Origin of the sequence: Vreelandella profundi (assembly GCF_019722725.1) — a bacterium.
In the GTDB taxonomy this organism is placed as follows: Bacteria; Pseudomonadota; Gammaproteobacteria; order Pseudomonadales; family Halomonadaceae; genus Vreelandella; species Vreelandella profundi.
The window spans coordinates 1,486,454-1,509,925 of record NZ_CP077941.1 but is presented as its reverse complement, the minus strand read 5'-3'; the positions used below and the strand labels follow the sequence as shown (position 1 = coordinate 1,509,925).

Sequence of the window (23,472 nt, the reverse complement as noted above, 5' to 3'; positions counted from 1 at the left end):
GGTAGGTTGATTTTCATATAAATATGCCTTCCGTATATCCCTCATTATTAAAATGACAATCCTCTTGAAGTGGAGACAACGATGTCCTTAAAGGCAAACTCAAGCGAAATCGGCGTTACAGAGCACAAAAAGAAAAAGCTACCGATGCCAGATGTCTTTATCATCTTGTTTGGCTTCATGATTTTAGTGCTGATGGCCTCCTACTTCATTCCAGCGGGCACTTACGAGAGAAGTAGCGTTAATGGCCTGACCCAGGTATCTACCGACAGCTTTCGCTATATCACGGCTCCGTCACTAAATTTAATGGATTTATTCACCTCCATTCATAAGGGATTGGTGGCAGCTTCTGGCGTCATCTTTCTGATTTTGATTGTCGGTGGCGTTCTTAAGGTTATCGAATCGACGGGCGCTCTTAGCGCCGGCATTCATCGCATGATTGGCCTGGCCAAGGGTAGGCAAAACGTTCTCATCGTGATTTTCTGCACCACCTTTGCAACGCTAGCCTCCGTGGGCGTGGGCGCGAACCTAGCCATTGCATTTATCCCTATCGGCCTGTTTCTGGCGCGCTCATTGAAACTTGACCCCATTGTTGGAGTAGCGATTATCTTTCTGGGCTCTTATGCGGGCTTTGCCGCCGGCGTTTTCGACCCCACGGTAACCGTTACCGGGCAGACTATTGCCGAGCTTCCTTTGTTTTCAGGCTTTGTTTACCGCAGCGCGATTTTTGTGGTCTTTCTCGCTATTACTGCCGCCTATATTTGCCACTACGCCAAGCGAGTTAAGAACAAACAGACTAACAGCAGCGCTGAAAATGTAACGCTTACCGCGACAGGTGAAGCCCATGAAGAAGAGCCTGCGCCTGATTTCACTTTTTCACACAAAGTTATTTTAACGATGTTTGCCGCCTCCTTTGCCTTCTTTTTATACGGCGGCTTTTCGTTTGGCTGGGGCATTACTGAGCTTTCCGCGACCTTTCTTATGCTGGGAGTTCTTACCGCAGCAGTCGGCAAGGTCTCGCCCAATGCGTTTATCAAGCGGCTGATGAATGGCGCGGGTGAAGTGATGTATGGCGCGCTGGTCGTCGGGGTAGCGGCAGCCGTTATCGTATTGCTCAAGCAGGCCCAGCTGATTGATACCATTGTGCATAGCGTCGCCAGCTCGCTGGATGGTCATGGCAAAATCATGGCTATGCAGCTTCTTTACCTCTTTAACCTGGCCTTTAACGGCATTATTACTTCCGGTACAGGGCAGGCGGCAATCGTCATGCCTATTATGGTGCCCATTGGCGACATGCTTGAGGTAACCCGTCAGTCCACCTTCATTACCTTCAAGCTAGGCGATGCCGTCACTAATATTGTCACGCCGCTTTCCGGCACTCTAATGGCCTGTTTGGCTATCGCCCGAATTTCCTATGTGGAGTGGTTCAAGTTTGTATTGCCGCTGGTGGTACTGTGGGTTGCCGCAGGTAGCGCCTTCGTGGCCATTGCGGTCAGCATTAATTACGGGCCTTTTTAGGGCCCTTCTAGCGTAACAGTACCGGTATTTATTGCGAGGCAGTGATGAGCCGGTGGTCTAAAAAGCCCAGAAACGCCTTCATGTGAGCGGGCATTTGGCGCTCTGCCATGACCTGCACTTGAAGGCCGCGAAGCGCCAGCTGCGGATCCAGCAGCGGTTTTAACACCAGGCCTTCCGCTTGCGTTTTACCGCTCACCGCCACGGCGCTACACAGCCCAACCATATTAGGGTGCTCGCACACCATAGTGTAAGTAGCGCCCAACGAGTCGCAGGAAAAGCTGGGCTGTATGCTGATACCGGAAAGGCTGCATGCCACATCAAACAAATAGCGCATGGTGGACCCATTTAAGGACATGCTAAGCGGATACTGGCGCAGGTCAGCCACGTGCAGTTCAGCCTTGCTGGCCAAAGGATGATGTTTAGACATCAGCGCCCGGATAGCGGCGTTATGGCTAGAGACGACGTGAATACCGATGTCCGGTGCAAGGCTAAAGGTCAGGGCAATATCTGCCTCGCCCTCTTTGACGAGTTCCGAGGCGCGCACTGAGTCCACCATATGTAGATCAAAACACGTGTCCGGGCACTGAGTAATAAATTCAGAGATAACGCTGGGCAGAAAATGCCAGGCCATACCATCGGGACATGCCACGGTGATTTTACGCTGCTGACGCGTCATCACGTCGTGCATCTGTTCGATGACGCTGCTGACTTCCAGCTGGTTACGCAGCGCATAGGCTTGCAGCAACCTGCCCGCTTCGGTGAGCTGCATGCCGCGAGGCTGGCGATTGAACAGTTTGATATCCAGGCGCTGCTCAAGGTTCGTGACCTGACGACTCACCGCAGAGACAGCAACGTGCAGCTCTTCTGCCGCGGCAGAAAGCGAGCCCGTTTTAGCCACGCTGTGAAAAAAGCGCAAGTTGAGTTCCTGCACCATGCTCTTCTCCTTTTTTGATTAACGCCTGGCGAGCGCAGCTGATTTCTGATGATTAGAAAGAGAGCTTGAAAGATTCATAATAGTCGCAAAGGTAGCCAAGAATTACTCTTTTTAGTGACGTCTTACGCACACTTTTTTCGACGACTTCCAACATTCCAACGACCATAAGGATGGTTCATGGATACAACGCAGCTTTCAGGTCGCGAACACGCGCTTCAACTGGCGGTTAACGAGCTTTCTAACGGCAACTTTTATCGCAGCCTGGCACGCCGTGTGGCGCTTAAAACGGTCAGCCAAGACCCAACTCGTCACGACATTCTGCACGACTACTTGAACAATGAAATGTCGCCGCTGCTAACCGAGCTAGGGTTTGACTGCCAGATCATTGCCAACCCAATCGCTGGCCTACCGCCTTTATTGATCGGCCAACGCATAGAAGACCTCGCGCTTTCTACGCTGTTACTTTATGGCCATGGCGATGTCACCGATGGTCAGGAAGACAAATGGACCAATGGCATCGACCCATGGGCACTGACCTTCATTGACGGTCGCGTTTATGGCCGCGGCACTGCCGATAACAAAGGCCAGCACAGCGTTAACCTCAGCGCCCTTGAGGCGGTGATCAAGGCCCGCCAGGGTAAGCTGGGTTATAACGTCAAAATACTCTTTGAGATGAGCGAAGAGATCGGTTCACCAGGATTGGAAGCGGCCTGCCTGGCGTACAAGGAAACGCTGAAAGCTGACCTATTTCTCGCCTCGGATGGCCCGCGTATCCGCCACGACATGCCCACGCTATTTCTGGGTTCGCGGGGCATACTCCAGTTGAAGCTTTCACTGGCGACCGGCAACGGCGGGCGCCACTCAGGCAACTGGGGCGGCATCATCACCAACCCCGCCGTCGTGGTCTGTAACGCCATTGCCACGCTGCTCTCCGCAGAAGGCAGAATTCAAGTCGACTTCCTCAAAGCACCGGCGATCCCAGCAGAGGTTTCCCAGCTAATTCGCGACTTGCCGGTGGGCGGAGGCGAAACCGATCCGACGATTAATCCCGCCTGGGGTGAAAAACAGCTTAGCGATGGCGAGCGCCTGTATGGTGCTAACACCTTAGAGATTTTAGGCATGAGCGCAGGCAGAACAGACAAACCGGTGAGCGCGATTCCTGAAAGCGCTGAAGCCGTTCTACAGCTGCGCTTTGTGAAAGGAACTGACTGGCAGGCCATAGAAAGCCATTTACGTCAGCATTTAGACGCCCACGGTTTTCAGACTATTCAGATTGAAATGCTGGGAGGCTATACCGCAACTCGGCTAGACCCTCAGCATCCGTGGGTCGGCTTTGTGGCGGAATCAGCCCGTCTAAGCCTCAAAGAAGACGCGTATATTTTGCCTAACCTTGGCGGCACGATTCCTAATCACTGCTTTTCGGAGGCACTCAACCTGCCGACGGTCTGGCTGCCCCACTCCTACCCATCTTGCAATCAGCATGCGCCCGACGAGCACCTGCTTGAAACCATCGTTGAGCAGGGACTTAAAATGGCCGCTGGCGTATTCTGGGATTTAGGCGAACCTCAGGCAAAAAAACTAGTGGCGAACGAGGCAATCTAAACAATTTTCGGGAGTAGAGATATGAGTGCAAGTCAAAACGGGGTGAGTCTGACCAGTGTCCAAGAGATGGACCAAAACGACCCTTTAGCCAGTTTTAAGCGCCGCTTCGCCCTACCCAAAGGCGTGCTGTACTTGGATGGCAATTCCCTTGGAGCTCAGCCTATCGCCGCCAAAAAGGCCGTGGACGATACCTTAGACCAGTGGCGTGATGAGCTGATTAAAGGCTGGAACCAAGGCTGGTTTGACGCTCCCGAACGATTAGGCAATCTATTAGCACCGGTGATTGGCGCCCAACGCGGTGAAGTTACCGTAACGGACAATATCACTTTGAACATCTTCAAGCTGCTTGGTTATATCATCGGCCAGCGGCAGGGGGAGCGCCAAGCGGTGCTTAGCGAGGGTGGCAACTTCCCTACCGATGGATATATCGCCCAGGGTTTTTGCCGGATAAGCGGCGCAGAGCATCGTTTTCTGCCTGAAGATGGCGACCTGGCCAAGCATCTGGACGGCGTGGCGGTAGTAGTGCTTAGCCAGGTCAACTATCGCACCGGCAAGCTTCGCGACATGGCGGCCACCACCCGCTTGGTTCACGAACATGGCGCTGAGGTGATTTGGGACTTAGCTCACTCGGCAGGCGCGCTACCTATCGAGCTTAACAACAGCGGCGCCCGCTATGCGGTGGGCTGTACCTATAAATATCTCAACGGTGGCCCTGGCGCACCGGCTTTTCTGTACGTGCACAGCGACTATCAAGACCGTGGCTGGCAGCCGCTTTCTGGCTGGCACGGGCATGCATCGCCCTTCGCGTTTGATGCCGACTACACCCCCGCAAGCGGTATTGCTCGCTTTCGCACAGGCACACATTCGGCCATCATTTACGCAGCGTTGGAAGCCTCGCTAACTCTGTGGGCAGAGGTCGACATGGCGGCCGTACGGGCTAAAAGCGTGGCAATGAGCGAGTTATTTCTTAAGTGTTTAGGCGATATTTTTAACCGCTACGGTATTGAAGATATCACCCCGGCGGCCAGCCAGCGCGGCAGTCAGGTATCGCTCATCGACACCCAAAACGGTTACGCCATCGTTCAAGCGCTCATTGCTCGCGGTGTTATCGGCGACTACCGTGAACCGGGGCTCATGCGCTTTGGCTTTACGCCGCTTTACCTTAGCTTTGAAGACGTTTGGCAAGCGGCTAACCACTTTCGAGACGTCGTTGAAAGCGGCGAGTACCAAGATCCACAGTTTCATGTTCGTGGCGCGGTCACGTAGAGGAATCTTACTCACTACAGCCCTGGATCCCGCTTACTCGCCTAGCGATTAGGGCGCACAACAAACCAGCTGGCCAACACTAGGCCACCGAAAATCGTATACACCATAAGAAATACCCACTCCGGCGCGCTGTAGTAAAGCAGGCTCTGGAGCCAATATTGAATAAACGAACCGCTGTAGGCTATGGCGCCCGCTTTTTCGCGCAGCGCCATTTCCAACGTCGTTAACGGACAAACCGCGCCGAGCCAAGCTTGCCCCACCACGTAGCCAATGGCGCATAGGTGAATAATCCGCCACGCCCTGTGGCGCACCCATTGCCAGTTCAGGAAAAATCCTACGTAAACGGCGAGTAACCCCAGCACCACAAAGGCCACAAACAGCACGTGGACACTGAGAATAACATCGGCTAAGCGTAGTAAAAATAATTCTGACATAGGGAAAGGCTAATCAAGGTGGATACGCAAAATAGCCATTTATTTACAAGGCCACTGAAAAAAACAGCACATGTTACATCTGTCCGTTGGCACTGGTGGACATTCCCCTCCAGCGGCTATTGCAACGTCTTCTTCGATTATTTATTTTCATTTAAAAATCAACATCTTATTAATCGATAAACAATTTATTATTCGCAATTTATTGAGTAGCCGACTTAAAGCCTAAGGCTTAGAGGTACCAAAAGCGTGAAAAAGTCGCGAATAAAACAATGTCTTTCAGTTACCCCTGATTAGGGCCATACTGGAAAAACAATGCACTCTGGATTCGATGCATTTGTGGCAACACTGCAAAACTATCCTCAGATTGGTTCTTACTGATGCTAGGCAACTTCATTTATTAATGACAGGAATAACATCATGAGCAAAGGTCAAGATAGTAAAAAAAATCTTAAAAAGAAACCGCTTTTAACACCCAAGGAAAAGAAAGCAGCCAAAGCGACAAAGAAAAATGAAACCAACGTACTAGGTCATTAAGGGCATCTAACAATTAGTTATTTTAGAATTTAGCCAGAGCCAGCTTGAAAGATTTAGTACGGCCAAAACAGCGTGTTAATTTGAACAAAATACGCTAACAAACAACGAAAAGTAACAACGGCTCTGCTGTTACTTTTCTTCCCCCTAAAGCCTTAATTGCTACCCCCTAATCAATGATAATTAAAAAAATATAATCAAATAGCTGTTTTGCGCTTTTCAAGATGAATAGCCCACCAAACAAACCAGACAAACAAAAACTGTAAAGGCAAACGGGCATATAGAAATATTTCCGAAATATCAGGGTATCTCTCTGCATGTAACGCCATGTTGATATTGGCCGGATAAACCGCAACAATTAAAGCGATTAACCCGCACCCTGCCAGAAACCGAGTTTTGGGAATCAAAATACCCATAGCGCCTAGCAATTCAAAAATGCCGCTAATCAATACCAGCTCTTTGTGATAACCCAAATAGTCAGGCATGGCCATTACAAAAAAATCAGTAAAGACAAAATGAGCAACACCGCCAATAAGAAAGAATAAAGCGATGATAAGCAACGGAATTCTTGGCATGTTATTTCCTAAACATTATATTCTTGTGCGTTATAAAAAACACAGCAAGGTTGGTTATACAGCATGCCAACGCTCTTTTGCTACCTGCTTTCGTCCAGAAGCGGCCCTACACTTATAGCTGGTTTAACGACATCAACCCGCTTAGCGCGGGAATCCATTATTGGCGATTCAGCCCTCACCGACGCCTTTCATTAGCAGTGCTATGAAGGCGACAGTGAGGGCTGCGTTGCAAAGACAGAGGCGTTACTCGATATATTGGCCCGTGGTTATTACCTTGCCGTAACCGAATTCCAAGGCTGCCATTATCGAGGCGTGAACCTGATGAGCAGGCACTTTCACGTCAGCGAATTCAAGATCCATTGTGGCGCAGGCATCGTGAATAATCGTTGTCTTATAGCCAAAGTCTGAAGCCGCTCGGCTGGTTGCATCAATGCACATGTGGCTCATGGCGCCGATGACCACGACTTCTTCAATACCCTGCTGGTCTAGTAGCTCTTTCAAACCGGTGTTAAGAAACGAATTGGGGAAATGCTTCATTAGCACTTTTTCTGATTCAAGGGGGGCGACGATGGAATGGACAGTCACTGCCTGCGTATCAGGGGTAAACAAAGGTGCGTTCGCATCGGCGGACTCATGTCGAAAATACACGACGAGGTCTTTTGCCGATCGAGCATGCTCAATGACCTTGGCTGCATTCGTTGCGGCCTGTTCAATACCTTCTAGCACAAGCTTGCCGCCGGGAAAATATTCATTCTGGATATCGACAACAATAATGGCACGGTTAGTCATGTAATTAATCCTCTTTCAGTGGCGTTTACCCAGCGTTTTAGCGTCATCGCTCTCTGATCGAGAGCTCTACCGACTCGCTGGTAGAAATAAACGGGCCGCCATAAGTATAGCAGCCCCTTAGAGATCAGAAGGAGACAACGTCGCCGTCGGCGGGAATCAAGACGTGATCCTGAAGCCCCTGTTCCTGCACGTATTCGGCTAGCTCGTCACGGCTCAGCGTCAAGTGATTCACGGCCTCCATATGCACCGTGATGATGGTCGCATTAGGAGCCGCCTGATGGGTGCGCAAGGTGTCTTCCTTGCCCATAATAATGGGATCACCTTCAAAGCCAGTCACCACGGCGGCACCCGTATTCAGCACAATTACCTCCGGGTTAAAGCGCTCTAGCGCTTGCTCAACCTCGTCGCGCCATACGCTATCGCCGACCACATAGGTGGTCTTCTGCCCTGGCGCTTCAAAGACTACGCCCATAACCTCGCCGAGCGACTGCGCCAGTTCAGGAACAGCATAGAGGGTGTCCGAGCCATGCTGGCCGCCCGTCTTGTGAAGCTGAACTCCGCCGAATTCGGTGCCATCTTCAAGAATGCGCACATCGGTGAAACCCTGAGAGCGAATCAGCTCAGCATCGGCAGCATTCTGAGCGAACAAAGGAATGTCCTTCGGCAACAGCTCTTGAGCGGCGTCATCCCAGTGATCAAGGTGAGTGTGGGTGACGATGACAGCATCTATGCCATTGATCACGTCCTCTGCAGGCATCGGCAACTCCACCAGCGGATTGCGCAACTCGCTACGATAGGTATTCTCGAAGCCTGGGTAGGTGCCCTTGTCGGCCAGCATTGGGTCAATCAGGAAAGTGGTATCTCCATAGGTGACCTTCACCGTTGCATTGCGAATCTGCTGTAGCTGCTGCGTTGTCTCCTGAGAGTTAGATTCTGCGAATGCGCTGCCGGTGATGACAGCCGAGGCTAAGAGAAGTGAACTGGCTAAGGGTTTCATAGGCATCTAACTATTTCCTTCAATACGTTGTTGGATCGATACCAAGCAGTTTAAAGCAGAGCAATCATTAAAAAAATTGGCCTGAAAGACAATGATCGAAAATTTTGGGCCAACACGGTAATGTTAAGCAAAGAAAATCTTAGGAACCAACTTAGGAGATAAACCTTGTCCCTGCCACGTGTCGGATTAATTCTCCACTCAGGTATCAGCCCTTTCCACTTTTCTGTGCCCTATATGGTGTTCGGCATGGGCTTGCCCGATCAACCGCTATTTGATCTTTCTATCGTGGCACCAGCGGGGAAATCACTGGAGAGTGAGGGAGTAATGACCATAAGGCCCGATGGCGATTTAACGCTCTTGGACAACGTGGATATAGCCGTGGTGCCCGGCTGGCACGATCTGAATGAACCGCCATCCACTGAGTTAGCTGAGGCACTCGTCCGCTGTCATGAGCGGGGCGCTTATGTAGTGGGGCTCTGTTACGGCACTTATGCGCTGGCCTACGCGGGGCTGCTAAACGGTAAAAAAGCCTCAACTCACTGGATGGCCGAGCAGGACTTTAGCGACCGCTTCCCAAGCATCAAGCTCGACACCAATGCGCTTTATGTAGAAGAAGATCGCCTGGTGACATCTGCAGGCACGGCTGCTGGCTTGGACTGCTGTTTGTTCTTGGTACGCAAGTATTACGGCGCGCCGATTGCCAACAAAATTGCCCGACTCATGGTCGTTCCGCCACACCGGGAAGGTGGGCAGGCACAATTCATTGAGCAGCCGGTGGCCGTCTCCACTCAAGACGCCCATATCAATCGATTACTGGACTATTTAAGAGAAAACCTAGCCGCTTCGCATAGCATTGATGCGCTCGCTGATCGTACCGCCATGAGCAGACGCACCTTCACTCGTCACTTTCAAAAAGCCACCGGCATGACGGTAGTGGAGTGGCTAGTGAACGAGCGGTTACGACGTGGGCGAGAACTACTGGAAACCACATCCTTGTCGGTAGAAGCGATTGCAGAAAGCGTTGGTTTTCATACAGCGACGTCATTTCGTCAGCATTTTAGACAGCATCATCAGGTCAGCCCGCGCGACTGGCGTAAGACCTTCGGCCACAGCGCCTGACTTTTGCTGGACCGCGCACCCTGCGTTAATGGTTTCGTCGGCGCGACGAGCGACGAGCGAGAATCCATTATTGGTGGTGAGAAGGCCATGTTGCAAAGGCCGATGGCGCGTTAATCGACATATGGGTTGAAAATCATCGTTGGTTAGAAAGCTCACGTTCCTGTTATGCAGCATAACGCCGAAGCTCAGTTGCCGCTGTAGCGCGGAGAGAACCAAAACACGCAGTGTTTTGAGCGGTCAACTGCAGCGCCTCGTTATGCCCTTATGACCGACAAGACTTTTGACGTATCGACGACTCTACAAAATTCACCGTTCAAACTTGCCACGTTTATTCGCTGCATTTCATCTGCGCACAGCACTTCAGCGTTGATGCCCTTGCGGTCAAAGGTTGCTGTGCAGTCGTGTACCAATTCAACATTGAAACCAAGATTGCCCGCCATGCGCGTGGTAGTTGAAACACAATAGTCTGTCGTCACTCCGACAATTACTAAACCACTTAGTCCTTTTTGAACGTCAATTAAAATTAAAGCTCGCTGTTTCATTTTGTTGGCAACCACCCTTCGGTGAGCCCGCGCCATGTTGGCTTTCTGTTCGACTAGCACCTCCCCTTGCCGGGCGTGCAGAGGACTTTCACCCCCAGCATCACCTTCGGGAACAGCGCCAGTCAGGCGCTGCGCGCCATTTCTGGCCCGCAATCAAGACGCCCCCGGAGTTCTGGGGGCGTTGGTGTTGCTAGGTTCTCAATTTACCGAGAGTGTCAGTCGATCTCATTGAGGACCGCTTTCGGGAAGTGGCGACGCAACATGCGGTTCTGGAAGTCGTCCACGAAGCGGCTGTTGATGATGATGATAAACCGCTCGAAAGGTGCTTCGCTGTCGAGCTGTTCGATCCCATCGACACTGTGGAATAGCCGGTCATCGCTCAGATGAAGGATATCACCCGGATCCAGGATGATATCGACCAAGGGCTGCGTGCCAGCCTTGTCGCCGTAGAGGTGGTTTTCACCCCCTGCCACGTTTTCTCGATTGAGGACCAGAATGCTCAGGGCCTTGCAGCCATCGGCATGAATCCCCTGACCCTGAAGGGGGTCGATGCTGCCTTCTCCGCGAACCCCGGTGATCTGCATCAGGATCGGTTCGTGCGCACCGATACTCCACAGCTTTGCCCAGGCGCCAACGAAGGCCTTCACATCCGGGCGTGCCATGAATTCAGTTGTCAGCGGATCATAGAAACGCAAGCGGTCGGCCATGCTTTCCGCGTCATTGAAGGATCCCCCCTGGGCCATCGGGCATTGGCCCATGTCCTCGACATCTCCATGATCGTTCAGAGCGAGCCAGGACATCCGCTTCCACCGCTGGTTGACATAGGGATCCCGCGGAAGATCGGCGGCAAACTCCTGCCAGGCTGTCAGATCGATTCGCTCCCGAATATCGGTTTTCGCCCAATCCTGATGCTTCAGCGCCTCGGTCACTCCCGGATTCCAATAATCAGCAAGTGAATCGGCGGGCATGGAGGTGAGATCGAAACCGTGCTTGAGGGTATCGAGTTTCATGTTGGTATTCTCCTGTTAACTGGGCGGAATCGCCCTGTGTTGCCGGTGTAAGAACGCGGTCAACAGGAGAGAAGTGAAAATATTTGCAACGATATGTCAACAAATGTAATAAGAAAGAGTGATTTTTTTGAAAACAGGATCAGACCGCTGATGACGTATATGTGTAGGTTCCTCTTACACATAGGTGTAGGATAATCACAATAAAGTACTTATTGTTGCCATTATGATGGCTCTTGACAGTGTTTTTTCTTTAAGTGAATCCCATGAGTGCCAGCGATTCCCGTCATCAAAGATATCCGGAGCGCCTGAAGGATAACCGCAGGGAGTTTGCCGGTGCGCTCGTGTTGGAGGTGTCAAAGACACCTTCCACTGATGGCATCGATTCGCATGATGCCTGCAGAGAAGAAGTCGAGTTAGTACGCCGCCAGTATCTGGAGAGTGAGCAGCGATTCCGCGCCCTTCTGGAGAGTCTGCCGAAGATGGCGGTTCAGGGGTATGATCGCGATCGGCGAGTGATTTACTGGAATGAGGGTAGCACTCGTCTCTATGGCTATACCGCTAAGGAAGCCCAGGGACAGCTACTGGAAGATCTTATCATTCCTGCCTTCATGCGTGATGGGGTGATCCAGGCTCATAGTGCCTGGATCAAAGAAGGGATGGATATACCCGCTGAGGAACTCGAGCTCAAGCACAAAACCGGTGAACTGATATCGGTCTTTTCGCAGCATCTGATGCTTAATGAGCATACCGACTCCCCCTTAATGTTCTGCGTGGATGTCGATCTTTCCGACCAAAAGCGCGCCCACCGTGACCTGGAATTCGCCACCCGTTTCGACAGGCTCACCCACCTCCCTAACCGCCAGACCTTCGAGGCCGACCTGGACAGTCTGTTGGATTCCTGTCGACGCCAGGGCAATGGCCTGGCAACCATCTACCTGGACATCGACCACTTCGTCGAGATCAATGATGCCCTTGGCTATGATCAGGGCGATCTCCTGCTCATTGAGCTGACTCGGCGACTGAGAGAGTGCCAGCGAGCCACTGACCTGGTGTCCCGTGTCTCTAGCGATGAATTCGTGCTGGCCTTTCCCGGCATCCACTTGGACTCCGATGCCAGACGGGTCGTTCGCCATGTCCAGAATGTCTTTCGGGAACCTTTTGTCCTGGATGGTCGGGAGCGTCAGGTCACGGCCTGCCTGGGCGTGGCGCTCTTTCCCGAGAATGGTGAATCATCACGCGAATTGATCCGTAATGCCGATGTTGCCAAGAATCGCGCCAAACTGGATGGCCGGGGTGATGTACGCTTCTTCCAACAGAAGCTCCATGATGAGCTGGTTCGCCAGCACTATCTCTCGGCACGACTCGATGAAGCCCTGGATAACGGTGAATTCTCCCTTCACTACCAGCCCCAGGTCTCGGCGGCCAGTGGGCGAATAGAGAATCTCGAGGCCTTGATACGCTGGCAGCCTGCCGAGGGCCCGCCGATCTCGACTGCCGAGTTTATCCCGCTGGCCGAGCGTTCCGGTGTGATCCATCGTCTGGGCGACTGGGTCATCGAAGAGGCTTGCCGCCAGCAGGTGGAATGGCGTGCCAAGGGATTTCATGAGCACCGCATCGACATAAATGTCTCGGGGCGTCAACTGGTGTGTCCCGATACCCTCAAGAGCTTCGAGGACTCGTTACAGCGTCACGGCTTAGGTCCGCGGGATATTGGCATCGAATTGACCGAGAATGTCCTGATCGAAGCCGATGAGACTGTCCTCGAGGACCTGCGGCGCCTCTATCATCGCGGTATTCGCATTGCTATTGACGACTTCGGGACCGGCTATTCCTCCCTGAGCTATCTCAAGCACTTTCCAGTCACCGCCCTGAAAATCGATCGCTCCTTCATCCACGACGCTCCCACACAGCCGAAGGATAGGGCCATCCTGGAGGGTGCTATCTTCATCGGCCATCGGTTGGGATTGGAGGTGGTGGCCGAAGGCGTCGAGAACGCCGAACAGTGGTCATTGCTTCGCGAAATGCATTGCGACCTCGTCCAGGGGTTCTTCTTCTACCGTCCGATGCCTGCTAAGGAAATCGACCGCCTGCTGGGCGGTTTCGTGCCTAGTCACGAAGGGCTGTTGAACTGAGACTCGCCGTGATTTGACGCACAATCCTCATCAACGCATTGACTCCCAATATTTTTATGACGCGCTTCAGGCTGTAAGCCAACACATGAAGACTCATTTCCGTGCTCACATTTCTGAGCCGCTTTGCCTGACTTGGCGATGTCATCGGCTTGGGAAGATAGGTCGTGAACAACGTACTCGCTGGGAAAATCAACAAATCCTAATGAACCTCAAGTTTCGCAGATTATGCGTGATCACTTCATTAGCCATTAGCCGTCTGTCAGGTAGCTTTACCCATTCCCTTATAGCGGCTATACAAGCTGATTGGTCGCTGTAGTCCGCCTGAGAAGCTAATACTGAACGACCTCTCTGCTTAATTAGCGGAGAGGCCGCTGCACTGAGCGATGCCGCTTGTTAAGGCGTTTGCGCTTCGGCGCGCATCACATTGAGCGAGTTGATTTCAATGCTAAGCGCATCACGCGTTTTTTCTAAATCACTTACCTGTTCACCAACATTGGTAAGTTGCGTATTGGCCTCATCAACTTGGGCGTTTAGCTCATCGAGCTGAGCTTCGGCTTCACCGCGTGCCTCTTCTGCGTCTTGGCGCGACTGTTGGGCAGCATCGCGGGCAGCTTCGGCCTCTTCATTGTCTTTTTCGATTTCACTTACCTGTTCACCAACCGCGGTAAGTTGCGTATTGGCCTCATCAATCTGGGCGTTTAGGTCATCGAGTCGTGCTTCGGCTTCACTGCGGGCCTCTTCTGCCTCTTGGCGCGCCTGTTGAGCCTCGTCACGGGCAGCTTCGGCCTCTTCATTGTCTTTTTCGACCTGGGCGTACGTCTCATTTAGTTCATCAAGGCGATTCTGCCTTTCGTCTATCTGCTCATTAAGGGTGCCCGTTTCTTTCTCGCGGGTCTCACGCTCACCTCGTAACGCGGTCAAATCGTCTTCCGTATTAGCAATGTCTGCGCGTGTCGACGCTAGCGCCGCTTCAGCCTCGGCTTGCTCAACCTCAAGGTTGCCCATCCGCTGCTGCAGCGTTGCTAAGTCAAGCTCTGCCGCTTCTACTTCGGTCATCTGTGCTTGAATCTGCTGATGCTGGCGCTCAGTTTCAGCTAGCCGTGTTTCCAGTGCCTCCATACTATCTTTTCGCGATCCAGCAATGGTGTGCGCGACGGCGGCCCAGATCACGGCAATAACGGTGATGGCTAAAATCACCTTTACACGGTTATCGCTTAACAGTGCGGTTGTTGATGATGAATTCGTCCCTGCCATTGGTGCATCCTCTGTGTTGATTAGCATCTACTGGTATCGTTAATGAGGGCAGCTAGCGCCCGAAGGCCAGCGGCTCGTTATCTGATTAAATATTATCATGGCAATACTGCAACGAGTGATCTCAGTGTGGCTGTTAGTCCCTGAAACGACATCTTTTAGCCTCGACGTTAGCAGATAGCAATGAGCAGATAGTAATGCACAGACAATAGTTAGCCACATCATCCGCCATTGGCTACCTTCATTTCTGGATAATGAACGCGGTAAGCTTGGGGCAACCTCTCTGCTGAGTAACGTACTCAATGAAAGACACCCACTGGATTATCGGCCCTGGGGCCATTGGCCGTCTGTTGGCCCATTCGCTTTCACCTTTAACCACTACGACGCTCATCGGTCGCCGTGCACTGCCTGAACAACAAGTGGTTACCACGCCAGAAGGCGAGCAGCGTTTACAGCGTTTGAAGTTGTACACGTTGGAGCAGATCGCGCTTAAAGCAAATGGCCTGCCCTGCTATGTGCATATCACCGCTAAAGCGATGGCCGCTGAGGCAGCGCTGGCAAGCCTTGCGGATGTGATTCCTGCGACGACTCCACTGGTACTGTGGCAAAACGGTTTTTTGGCGCAGCCGCGTATTACTCAAGCGTGGCCCGGGCCTGTGTTGTGTGCCACCACCACTGAAGGCGCTTACTTAACGGGCGATGATGGCGTGGTGCATGCGGGGCGTGGGCATACGTTTATAGGGGATCTAAACAATCAGCACGGCGGGCTCGCGCAAACGCTTGCCCAAACATTAAACCAGGCAGGGCTTGCTGCAACCGCGGTGGATGATATTCGTAGTCGCCTATGGCAGAAACTGGCGGTGAACGCGGCGATTAATCCGCTGGTGGCGCTAAATGGCGTGCGTAACGGCGAGTTACGAGATGCGGCGTATTCAGGCCAGGTGGAGGCAGTGGTAAAGGAAGTCGCGGCGATTATGTTAGCTGAGGGCATTCAGCCGCCGAAGGGAGCAACCGATGAAAACGCCTGGCTGTCGATGGTGTGGCAGGTAGTGAGGAACACCGCTAATAATAAGGCGTCGATGTTGCAGGATGTGGCAGCGAAACGCCCTACCGAGCGCGGGGCAATTTTAGGCCCGCTGATTGAGCGTGCAGAACATCACGGATTGAGTTGTGAGGTGTTAAATGGGCTTAATAGAGAGATAGAGGCATTGGAGGCTCGGTACTTGAGCTAACCCCCACTTATATTTCACCGTCCAGCAGAACGAGCATCCCCCGAAGCTCGGGGGATGCTGCATTGGCTGGCTTCACTATTTGTCAGCAGTGCTCTTCTCCAACTGCTGGGTTAAAGATGCATCCAATATGTCTAACGCTTTCGCACGATGAATCCACCAATCTGTTGACCAGACTCTGAATAGCGTCCAGCCCAAGCCTTCCAACACACTCTGGCGTACTTTATCGCGCTCACGGGCATAAACGGAGCTGTGATACATGGCACCATCACACTCAATACCTGCCAGATAAACACCGGGTTTATCCGGGTGCACGATCCCCATATCAATACGGTAGGCAGACACACCGATTTGTGGATGCACTATCCAGCCTTTTTCGCGAAGCCCTCTCGCTACGGCGACTTCAAAAGGTGATTCAAAGTCACCGATAGAGCCATGCACGGCTGCGCCCAACGCTGAAGCCCCCCGCTCGGCATACTCCAAGAAGTGTTTTAAATCGGCGACCGCCCTAGCGGACGTTCTGGATAAATCGATGCGCTCCGGTGCTAGCGTGGAAAACACCACCATTTCAGAGCGAGCGCGAGTCATGGCGACATTCAACCGTCGCTCACCACCATTACGGTTCAACGGGCCAAAGTTCATCGTTACGTGCCCGGATTCGTCGGGCCCGTAGGTGATGCTAAACAATATGACGTCTCGCTCATCGCCTTGCACGGTTTCCAGGTTTTTCACAAATACCGGTTCTAGCTCGTCATCAGAGAACGCCCATTCAATGCTTGGGTCTTCCCCACGGGCTTTATCAAGCAGATCTTCAATTAAGCTCTGCTGTTCGGTATTAAAGGTAACCACGCCAATTGACTGCCGACGCGCCGCGGCATCTTCAGAGGTAAGACGCCGTATAATTTCCGAGACAATTGCCTTAGCTTCTCCTTGGTTATGCCGCGCCTTGCCACGCGCATAAAAACCTTCTGGGCGCACCAGCGATACACCTTTATCAGGATGAACAGGCGCAGGAAAGGTAACGAGTGAATTGTCATAGTAACGACTATTAGAGAACGCAATCAGACTCTCTCGGCGAGAGCGGTAATGTAAATTTAGTACTCGCAGGGGAATGCTAGCGCCCATTAGTTCATCAAGAATACTTTCAAGATCGCCCTCACCATCCACATCGCCATCAGGGTCATCATCAGAGCGACCAAAGAAGTTACTTGGGGGCATTTGCTTCGGGTCGCCTGCCACAATGACTTGTTTACCTCGGGCGAGAGAGCCAACCGCATCCCACACCGTGATCTGTGAGGCTTCATCAAAAATCACCACATCGAACAATGCCTGACCTGGCGAGAGGAATTGCGCGATAGATAGCGGAGACATCATCAGGCACGGAGCAAGCGTAGTAATCACACCGGGGATGGTTTCCATCATTTCCCGAACGGGCTTATGACGCATTTTTTTCTGCAATTCGTGTCGCAACACACCCCAAGAAGAGCTTTTCTGAATCGCATCTTGGTCGGGAATCTCACCAGACAAGCGCGCGGCAATATACTTGGCTGTCAGAGCACTGAAACGAGTATCAAGCTCGCGGAAATTTTGTATTGCAGCCTGATGCTCAGGCGATGAGAAAGTTCGCAGTACGTCATCTTCGCCAATGACTGCTGACGACCACCATTCACAGTAGGCGGCTTCAAACACATCTTCTATTTGATCAGTATCAATGTTCCCCTGCTCAATAGCATCGACCAGAGGCCCAAGCTGATAATCTAGTGCCTCAGTACGCCGACGCATCCAAGCGCACCACTCTTTAAGTGAAATATGGTGTTCTACAATCTGCTGGCAGTGCGCGCTCACTGCGGTTAACGCGGGCTCTTCGGCAGGTAAATGTCTTTCCAGAACAGCACCAATCAAGTCTTCGAACTGGCTTTTCAGTACAGTAAACTCGTCAAAGGTTGCTTGAAAATCAATAATGACTCGACCTATCGGGGCCTCAGGTGCTAGCAAATCATTGGCGTCGTATAACAACGAGCGAATCTTAGCGCGCAGCGACGTCAAGGTCTCAGCATCATCAGCCAGTTTACCCACCGCTACACGTGCACGTGTCCCCAAGAGTTTTAACGCAGCCATGGCCTCCGGATCAGAATTATAAGCGTCCCATCCCTTAATCCCTTTCAGTAGGGCATCTAAACGATCAATATTGCTGCCCGTTTCGCGTAGCTGCGTTAAAACAGGAATATCGTTGTCTGGATTTGGTGTGCCTTGCGCTCCTCCTTCACGCAACTGCTTCACCACACCACGCTTGGCAAACCAGCTTTTTGGCCACCACGTTTGATTGGCTGCTGCCCAAGCCGGGCCTAGCACCGTAGTGTCTAGTTGCTGCCAAGCCAAAGGCGCATAACTGCAGCTTAGTTTAGCCTGGGTGGCGATATAGGTTTTAAGCTGAATTACCGCCTCCTCTAGCGCGTCAAAGAGGTCAGGTGCATCGGGCTCAAGAGCGAACGAAGCTGATTGGCGATAGGCATCCAACAACACTTGGCAGCACTCCGCCACGGCAGAGAACTTGGCAAAATTGAGCGTACCTAAGCGAATCCCCAAAGCTTTCTCAACGGCTGACAGTTCATGCGACATTTTATCGGCACTTTTCTTTAGCTGCCGGGCAACACTGACGACCTCTTCCTGCCACTGAGGACGCCAATCGTGTTGTTGAATGACGCTTAGAGGATGATCCACCAAGTTGCCCACTGCCTTCGCCTGAACGCTTAACAGTGACGCTATTGCGCGAAGTTGTTCCAATTGCTGCTCATCGTGAATCTCGGCTTTAGCCCAGCTAAGCTTCACCTTAGCAGCCAAGCCGGCATCGCGAATTTTAACGCCCATCGCATAATGCGCTGTCAAACCGTTACGGTGGCGTCGATGCAAGGCATTCACGACGTGATTCAAGCGATCACGCAGTGTTTTAAGCCGTTCACCCTCTGCCTTCCAATCGTTCGCTGACGATGCAGAAGCGCTAGTCCAGGAAGTCCGCAACTGATCCAACACATCTGCTTTTTTAGCTTTATTGGAATGAAGCTCAAGGCAGAACTGGCCAAGTCCAATTTCACGTAAGCGGCGATGCACCACGTCAAGAGCTGCTGTCTTCTCAGATACGAAAAGTACTTTTTTTCCTTTGCCTAGCATATGGGCAATAAGGTTGCCGATCGTTTGGCTCTTACCCGTACCAGGCGGGCCGATAATGACAAAATCTTTCCCTCTATCTGCTGTGGCAATGGCCGACATCTGGGAAGAATCAGCAGGCAGTGGGGTTAATAAATCCGCAGGCGTGTATTCACGATCAATATCTTTAGCTTCTACAAAACGAATATCGCTGTCGTAGGGCTCGCGAGGAGTATCCAGAAGATGCTTCACCACTGGACTCTCCTTTAGCGCTTCGGAGCGATCCATCAGGTCTTTCCACATCAAATACTTAGCGAAAGAAAAGTGCCCAAGCACTACATCTTCCACCACCTCAAAGCCAGGCACCGCCTTGATGGCATGGCGCACCCGGTTCCAAATGCCGCTCACATCTACTCCACTCTCGTCTTCGGGCAGAGCGCCAGTAAGGCCTTTGATATCGATAGCAAAATCTGTCTTCAATAACTCCAGCAACGTTGTGTTGAATCGCGGTTCATCATCGCTTGCGACCATCTTCACACCACTACGCACCGACTTTCGTTCTAGCGAAACAGGCAGCAAAATCAGCGGAGCGCGATAACGGCGGCTACCTTTATCGTTTGGTTTCCACAATAAAAAACCAACCGCTAAAAATAGAGTATTAGAGCCACCTTCCTTCAATGAAGTTTGCGCCTTACGGTAAATGTCTACCGAGCGTTTCTCTAGCTCCTCTTGGGTCAGCTCTACCAATACTTGCTTCTTAGTCAGCGCGTCGCGGGAGTAAACATCTTTCAGATTCTCACCCGTTCGCTGCTGATGAATATCCTGGTCTTGCTCTTGAGCCTGTAATCTAGGAAAAGGTGCGATTGAAATGCGCGCGCCTGTCGCCAATAAATCCTCTAACCCGCTGGGGTCACCGCATACCAACTGCAGGCTACTTTTGCTGGGCTTTTGGTTTAGCAATGGGTTTCGAGCTGATAGGTCTAGCAACTTACGCTGCCAGCGCTCTAAACGCCCGCTTGGCGAATCCTCAAATACCTCTTGTTCTATATGAACAGTAGTTGCCGGTAGGTCTGGGGCTTCTTCTAATGTCGGTTCAAAAATATCGGCTGTGTCGCTGGTTTCGCTGGTTTCGCTGCTCAACTCTGCCTGAGACTTTAAGCTAATAGGGTTGATACGGTGCGCCCGCGCCCGACGAATATCGACCGCTGCAATAAACTCATGGTCTTTATCCAACGAGACTTGCTTATTACCCGCCTCAACCGCTTTAGAAAAAGGCGGCGAAGGATGGCTAGTCGTGTAGGTAGTCTCAATGAGAATGAGTTCTTGTAAAGGGATGCGCTGACGTAACGTTTCTGCTTCATCAATCACTACACTGGCAAGATCTTCTTTTTCGAGCCAAAGACCCACCAGCGCGTGACCTTCAGTAAGAATGACCAGTGGATTCAGCTGAGCCTGCTCTAGTGCGGCCGCAAATAATAAGGTGGTATCTAAGCAGGTGGCTACCTTAGCACTTTCAATAAGGTGAGGAAGACGAACTTTCTGGCCGTTTTTCTCAAAGCTGGCTGGCGGTAGCGCATAACCTAGTTGCAGCTTTACAATTGCATTGTAAATGGCTGAAGCCATTAGCCATACCTGCTCACGGCTATTAGCATCATAACCATTGATTTGGTCTGGCTTGCCTGCCTTGCGCAAAATGTGGCTTGCTTGTCCCAACAGCTTGTCTACCGCTGGGTCGTTAGGTGTACAGAAGGCTGCCAATAGCTCAGGCATATAGGAAGCCCCGCCCCACTCGTTGCAGGCTAACAGCTCCACCGGCATATTCTGCTCAGTTAAAACCTCGCCACTCTGTCGAACCGTAAACGTTACCGTCCCACGCATTGATTCTGTGAGGCCGAGAAGAAAGCCACCATCTAGTTCAAGATCTCGATCCTTTAACGCCAATAGCCCACCCGCTGCCAAACGATCAACTCTCCAGTTTTTCTGTTTAACAAAGGCAGGAGAGGCATCTAACGTGACGGTTAGGTCAGAGAGGTCGTGTTCTTCATTGGTATTTTCAATCCGCAAATCACGCAGAACTGCAAAGGCACTTTGGTGGCAGGCAAAGTTAATCTTTTCTACCAATGTCACGTGCAGCTTAAGGGCCGATGGACCATTTTGAGACATGAGCTATCCTTAACAAAATTTCTAATAAACCGTTCACAAGATGCGCGTTTCGGCCTAGCCCACCATGCCCAACCCCTACCAATATTTTAAATGGCCAAGTTGATTAGTATCACCAAACATCTTACGAATCATAATGTAAGCAGATAGTATTATCTTGGCTCTCCACTTCCCAGCACCTACGTTTAAACTCTTGTGGGCAAAGCGAAAAGAAATTAAATTAATCAATGTTTTTCAAATATTTATACCAAATTAAATTTTATTTTTATTTTTATTTTTATTTTTATTTTTATTTTTATCATCCTGACCAATCTTTACTAGCGGCTGTTTAGTTAGCGCTACACCATGCTCGGTCCAAATGAGTAAAGTCATTTTTTGGGAAAGGCCACGAGCATTATGGTTTGCAGTGTGAGGTTTACAAGGAGATGGACGGAAAGTGGCATTGTTGAAGTCTGGGTTTTAGGGGCGGTGGGGGTGGCTTGATCGTCGCGCGCTGAAGTGCTTTCACCAGATAATTAAAGTTTCAGACAACAGCCAGGGCAGCTGTGCGCTGCCCTTTCGCGGGTGCCTCGCTAGCGCTCGTTACCGCGCGCTACTGTTCGTGCCTTCATTGAGGTTTGAACGGTTCAGTGAGTGCGCAACTCTCCGCCTAATCACGTAACGGGAATCATTACGATTTTCTGGAAGCTCGCACGTTCTGTAAGCTGCTGGTACCAGCGCTCTAGGTGGGGGTGCGGTTGCCAAGCAATGCCGCTGTTCCATAAGTTGTAGAAAAACGGGGCGATGGCAATATCGCCCAAGCCGAAAGCATCGCCGGAAAACCAGCGCTGGTTTGCGAGCGCGCTATCCATGATGGCAAAGGCCGCTTCACACTCTTTAATCGCTGCTTCAATGGCAGCGCTATCGCGTTTTTCTAACGGGGTTCTTACGTAGCCTATCAAGATGGCACGGTGTTTAGGCGAGAGCGTGCTATTCGACCAGTCCATCCATTTTTCAGCCTGTGCCCGCTCGGCGGGAGCCTCAATCCAAAGCCTGCGCTGACCATACAGCGCGGCAAGGTAACGAATAATGGTGTTGGATTCCCAAAGCAGGCTATCGGTGGCATCGTCTTTGAACAGCGGCACCAGGCCATTAGGGTTCATGGCGAGGTACTCCGCAGTGTCATTCACCCCGTGCTGAAGCCCTGCATGGATTAGCTCAAAGGGCAGCTCAAGCTCTTCTAACACCCACAGCACTTTTTTAACGTTGGTGGAGTTGTTGCGGCCCCAAAGCGTAATCATGGCAATCCTTGTTGTTTGAGCATAGTAAGGAGGCTGAGTTTACCTCCCATCGCTACTGTTTATCTTGATAAAACTGCATCAGGCTTGAGAAATCGAGCTTTCCGTTACCTTTGGCTTTGTGCAGGGTGAACAGCGAGCGCGCAGCAGAACCCATGGGCACGGCAGAGACGCTTTGCTGGCTGATATCCATGGCGAGACCTAAATCTTTGATCATCAGGTCCACTTGGAAACCGCCCTGGTAATCTTTGGAAGCCGGTGCGTTTTCCATCACGCCTGGGTAGGGGTTATACACATTCAGCGCCCAGTTGCCGCCAGAGCTTTGCTTCATAATTTCTGACAGCACGGCAGGGTCGAGGCCATTTTTGACGCCCATATTGATCGCTTCACAGGTGCCCGCCATCAGGATGGATAGCAGCATGTTGTTACACGCTTTAGCCACCTGCCCCGCCCCATGATCACCGGCATGGAAGATATTTTTGCCCATTACATCAAGCACGGGCTTAGCTTGCTCAAACTGAGCGCCGCTGCCGCCCACAATAAATGTCAGCGTGCCCGCCTGCGCACCACCTACCCCGCCAGACACCGGCGCATCCACAAAGCCAATGCCTTTTTCAGCACCGGCGGCGGCCACGCTGCGGGCGGTATCAGCATCGATGGTAGAGCAGTCAATCACCAGCGCGCTTTGCTTGATGACATCAAATAGCGGCGCCTCGCCGTCCACATAGAGCCCACGCACGTGCTTACCTGCGGGCAGCATGGAAATCACAAAGTCGGCATCCGTGGCGGCTTCCTGGGCAGAGCGAGCCACTTCACATCCATGAGACTTAGCGACCTCAAGCGTCTCGGCCGAAAGATCAAACGCGCGAACGTTAAAGCCTGCCTTAGAAAGGTTGGCCGCCATCGGGCCACCCATATTACCTAAGCCAATAAACGCAATAGTGGTCATTGTTATTATCCTTATT

17 protein-coding genes are annotated in these 23,472 nt (G+C 51.7%); 6 read left to right on the top strand and 11 right to left on the bottom strand.

The window, feature by feature from the left end; all coding sequences use genetic code 11:
* Nucleotides 1-81 precede the first annotated feature (81 nt).
* Nucleotides 82-1,515 (top strand): YfcC family protein, encoded by a 1,434-nt coding sequence (locus KUO20_RS06920; RefSeq protein ID WP_235042134.1) that lies wholly within the window; start codon nucleotides 82-84, stop codon nucleotides 1,513-1,515.
* Nucleotides 1,516-1,543: 28 nt separating this feature from the next.
* Here the strand turns inward: KUO20_RS06920 and KUO20_RS06915 are convergent, their stop codons facing one another.
* On the bottom strand, nucleotides 1,544-2,449 hold the full coding sequence (locus KUO20_RS06915; protein WP_235042133.1) for a LysR family transcriptional regulator: 906 nt from the start codon (nucleotides 2,447-2,449) through the stop codon (nucleotides 1,544-1,546).
* A 177-nt stretch (nucleotides 2,450-2,626) separates the two neighbouring features.
* Between KUO20_RS06915 and KUO20_RS06910 the strand changes: the two genes are divergently transcribed.
* Together KUO20_RS06910 and kynU are read left to right on the top strand one after the other, a co-directional pair.
* Nucleotides 2,627-4,051 (top strand): M20 family metallopeptidase, encoded by a 1,425-nt coding sequence (locus KUO20_RS06910; RefSeq protein ID WP_235042132.1) that lies wholly within the window; start codon nucleotides 2,627-2,629, stop codon nucleotides 4,049-4,051.
* Between the two features lie 21 nt (nucleotides 4,052-4,072).
* Nucleotides 4,073-5,317: a kynureninase gene (kynU, locus tag KUO20_RS06905; protein ID WP_235042131.1), complete on the top strand. Its 1,245-nt coding sequence runs from the start codon at nucleotides 4,073-4,075 to the stop codon at nucleotides 5,315-5,317.
* Nucleotides 5,318-5,358: 41 nt separating this feature from the next.
* Here the strand turns inward: kynU and KUO20_RS06900 are convergent, their stop codons facing one another.
* From KUO20_RS06900 to KUO20_RS06885, 4 genes are all read right to left on the bottom strand, one after another.
* Nucleotides 5,359-5,751, bottom strand: a complete 393-nt coding sequence (locus KUO20_RS06900) for a DUF2784 domain-containing protein (protein WP_235042130.1) — start codon at nucleotides 5,749-5,751, stop codon at nucleotides 5,359-5,361.
* A 728-nt stretch (nucleotides 5,752-6,479) separates the two neighbouring features.
* Nucleotides 6,480-6,857 carry a DoxX family protein gene (locus KUO20_RS06895; protein ID WP_235042129.1) on the bottom strand — a complete coding sequence of 126 codons (378 nt, stop codon included), beginning with the start codon at nucleotides 6,855-6,857 and terminating at the stop codon, nucleotides 6,480-6,482.
* A 243-nt stretch (nucleotides 6,858-7,100) separates the two neighbouring features.
* Nucleotides 7,101-7,646, bottom strand: a complete 546-nt coding sequence (locus KUO20_RS06890) for a cysteine hydrolase family protein (protein ID WP_235042128.1) — start codon at nucleotides 7,644-7,646, stop codon at nucleotides 7,101-7,103.
* A gap of 124 nt (nucleotides 7,647-7,770) precedes the next feature.
* Nucleotides 7,771-8,649 (bottom strand): MBL fold metallo-hydrolase, encoded by an 879-nt coding sequence (locus tag KUO20_RS06885; RefSeq protein ID WP_235042127.1) that lies wholly within the window; start codon nucleotides 8,647-8,649, stop codon nucleotides 7,771-7,773.
* A 159-nt stretch (nucleotides 8,650-8,808) separates the two neighbouring features.
* On the opposite strand from KUO20_RS06885, the gene KUO20_RS06880 reads away from it, so the two are divergent.
* Complete coding sequence (locus KUO20_RS06880; protein ID WP_235042126.1) at nucleotides 8,809-9,762, top strand: GlxA family transcriptional regulator; 954 nt, start codon at nucleotides 8,809-8,811, stop codon at nucleotides 9,760-9,762.
* 254 nt (nucleotides 9,763-10,016) lie between these two features.
* On the opposite strand, the gene KUO20_RS06875 is transcribed toward KUO20_RS06880, so the two are convergent.
* Nucleotides 10,017-10,457, bottom strand: a complete 441-nt coding sequence (locus KUO20_RS06875) for an isochorismatase family protein (RefSeq protein WP_235042125.1) — start codon at nucleotides 10,455-10,457, stop codon at nucleotides 10,017-10,019.
* Between the two features lie 62 nt (nucleotides 10,458-10,519).
* Nucleotides 10,520-11,314 (bottom strand): 2OG-Fe dioxygenase family protein, encoded by a 795-nt coding sequence (locus KUO20_RS06870; protein ID WP_235042124.1) that lies wholly within the window; start codon nucleotides 11,312-11,314, stop codon nucleotides 10,520-10,522.
* A 479-nt stretch (nucleotides 11,315-11,793) separates the two neighbouring features.
* On the opposite strand from KUO20_RS06870, the gene KUO20_RS06865 reads away from it, so the two are divergent.
* Nucleotides 11,794-13,446 carry a sensor domain-containing protein gene (locus tag KUO20_RS06865; protein WP_235042437.1) on the top strand — a complete coding sequence of 551 codons (1,653 nt, stop codon included), beginning with the start codon at nucleotides 11,794-11,796 and terminating at the stop codon, nucleotides 13,444-13,446.
* Nucleotides 13,447-13,839: 393 nt separating this feature from the next.
* On the opposite strand, the gene KUO20_RS06860 is transcribed toward KUO20_RS06865, so the two are convergent.
* Entirely contained in the window at nucleotides 13,840-14,700 is an 861-nt protein-coding gene (locus tag KUO20_RS06860; protein ID WP_235042123.1) for a coiled-coil domain-containing protein, read from the bottom strand.
* Between the two features lie 299 nt (nucleotides 14,701-14,999).
* On the opposite strand from KUO20_RS06860, the gene KUO20_RS06855 reads away from it, so the two are divergent.
* Entirely contained in the window at nucleotides 15,000-15,929 is a 930-nt protein-coding gene (locus KUO20_RS06855; protein ID WP_235042122.1) for a ketopantoate reductase family protein, read from the top strand.
* A gap of 75 nt (nucleotides 15,930-16,004) precedes the next feature.
* Here KUO20_RS06855 and KUO20_RS06850 read toward each other — a convergent pair whose 3' ends face one another.
* From KUO20_RS06850 to mmsB, 3 genes are all read right to left on the bottom strand, one after another.
* Nucleotides 16,005-21,233 (bottom strand): DUF4011 domain-containing protein, encoded by a 5,229-nt coding sequence (locus tag KUO20_RS06850; protein ID WP_235042121.1) that lies wholly within the window; start codon nucleotides 21,231-21,233, stop codon nucleotides 16,005-16,007.
* Between the two features lie 650 nt (nucleotides 21,234-21,883).
* Nucleotides 21,884-22,510 (bottom strand): glutathione S-transferase family protein, encoded by a 627-nt coding sequence (locus KUO20_RS06845; RefSeq protein ID WP_235042120.1) that lies wholly within the window; start codon nucleotides 22,508-22,510, stop codon nucleotides 21,884-21,886.
* A 52-nt stretch (nucleotides 22,511-22,562) separates the two neighbouring features.
* Nucleotides 22,563-23,456: a 3-hydroxyisobutyrate dehydrogenase gene (gene mmsB, locus KUO20_RS06840; protein ID WP_235042119.1), complete on the bottom strand. Its 894-nt coding sequence runs from the start codon at nucleotides 23,454-23,456 to the stop codon at nucleotides 22,563-22,565.
* Nucleotides 23,457-23,472: the final 16 nt, after the last annotated feature.

Excerpts from the sequence above, each read along its gene's own strand:
- KUO20_RS06920 (WP_235042134.1), top strand. The coding sequence starts at position 82 with ATGTCCTTAAAGGCAAACTCAAGCGAAATCGGCGTTACAGAGCACAAA.
- KUO20_RS06915 (WP_235042133.1), bottom strand. The coding sequence starts at position 2,449 with ATGGTGCAGGAACTCAACTTGCGCTTTTTTCACAGCGTGGCTAAAACG.
- KUO20_RS06910 (WP_235042132.1), top strand. The coding sequence starts at position 2,627 with ATGGATACAACGCAGCTTTCAGGTCGCGAACACGCGCTTCAACTGGCG.
- kynU (WP_235042131.1), top strand. The coding sequence starts at position 4,073 with ATGAGTGCAAGTCAAAACGGGGTGAGTCTGACCAGTGTCCAAGAGATG.
- KUO20_RS06900 (WP_235042130.1), bottom strand. The coding sequence starts at position 5,751 with ATGTCAGAATTATTTTTACTACGCTTAGCCGATGTTATTCTCAGTGTC.
- KUO20_RS06895 (WP_235042129.1), bottom strand. The coding sequence starts at position 6,857 with ATGCCAAGAATTCCGTTGCTTATCATCGCTTTATTCTTTCTTATTGGC.
- KUO20_RS06890 (WP_235042128.1), bottom strand. The coding sequence starts at position 7,646 with ATGACTAACCGTGCCATTATTGTTGTCGATATCCAGAATGAATATTTT.
- KUO20_RS06885 (WP_235042127.1), bottom strand. The coding sequence starts at position 8,649 with ATGCCTATGAAACCCTTAGCCAGTTCACTTCTCTTAGCCTCGGCTGTC.
- KUO20_RS06870 (WP_235042124.1), bottom strand. The coding sequence starts at position 11,314 with ATGAAACTCGATACCCTCAAGCACGGTTTCGATCTCACCTCCATGCCC.
- KUO20_RS06865 (WP_235042437.1), top strand. The coding sequence starts at position 11,794 with ATGGCGGTTCAGGGGTATGATCGCGATCGGCGAGTGATTTACTGGAAT.
- KUO20_RS06860 (WP_235042123.1), bottom strand. The coding sequence starts at position 14,700 with ATGGCAGGGACGAATTCATCATCAACAACCGCACTGTTAAGCGATAAC.
- KUO20_RS06855 (WP_235042122.1), top strand. The coding sequence starts at position 15,000 with ATGAAAGACACCCACTGGATTATCGGCCCTGGGGCCATTGGCCGTCTG.
- KUO20_RS06850 (WP_235042121.1), bottom strand. The coding sequence starts at position 21,233 with ATGTCTCAAAATGGTCCATCGGCCCTTAAGCTGCACGTGACATTGGTA.
- KUO20_RS06845 (WP_235042120.1), bottom strand. The coding sequence starts at position 22,510 with ATGATTACGCTTTGGGGCCGCAACAACTCCACCAACGTTAAAAAAGTG.
- mmsB (WP_235042119.1), bottom strand. The coding sequence starts at position 23,456 with ATGACCACTATTGCGTTTATTGGCTTAGGTAATATGGGTGGCCCGATG.